General features: G+C 70.2%; 1 protein-coding gene. It reads right to left on the bottom strand.

The window, feature by feature from the left end:
- On the bottom strand, positions 1-584 hold a 584-nt coding region (locus AC1DWF_RS36825), incomplete at both ends, for a Bug family tripartite tricarboxylate transporter substrate binding protein (RefSeq protein WP_476843370.1).

The following is a 584-nucleotide window of genomic DNA, read 5'->3' as shown; positions in this document are numbered from 1 at the left end:
CGCTGGTGATGGCGAGCGGGCGGACGCGGCCATCGCGGGCGACGGGCGGGATGGTCGGCAGGTTCTCGAACATCATGTTGATATTGCCGGCCATCACGTCGTTCAGCGCCTGCGAGGWGCCGCGATAGGGCACATGGATCAGCCGCAGCCCCGTGACGAGCATGAAGAGCTCGCCCGCCATATGCGTGGAGGTGGAGTTGCCGGCGGAGCCGAAGGTGATGGTGCCGGGCGCCGCGCGCGCCAGCGCCACCAGCTCGTGGAGATTCTGCGCGGGCACCGAGGGGTGCACGACGATGACGTTCGGGAATTCCGCCAGCATGGTGACCGGCGTCAGCTCGTCCCTGGGGCTGTAGGGCAGGCTGCGATAGACGGTATAGGCCGCGTGGATGCCGATGCTGCCGAGCAGCAGCGTGTGCCCGTCGCCGGGGCTGCGCGCGACGTTCTCGCCGCCGATATGCCCGCCGGCGCCGAGGCGGTTGTCGATCACCACCGGCTGGTTCCAGCGCACCGATAGCGCCTGGGCCGTGATGCGCGCCAGCACGTCGGCCGAGCCGCCGGCAGCGAAGGGGACCACGATGCGCACC

The organism is Aminobacter sp. P4_D5 (genome assembly GCF_056401815.1).
The sequence above is the reverse complement of the archived record's forward strand: the minus strand, read 5'-3'. Positions and strand labels throughout refer to the sequence as shown.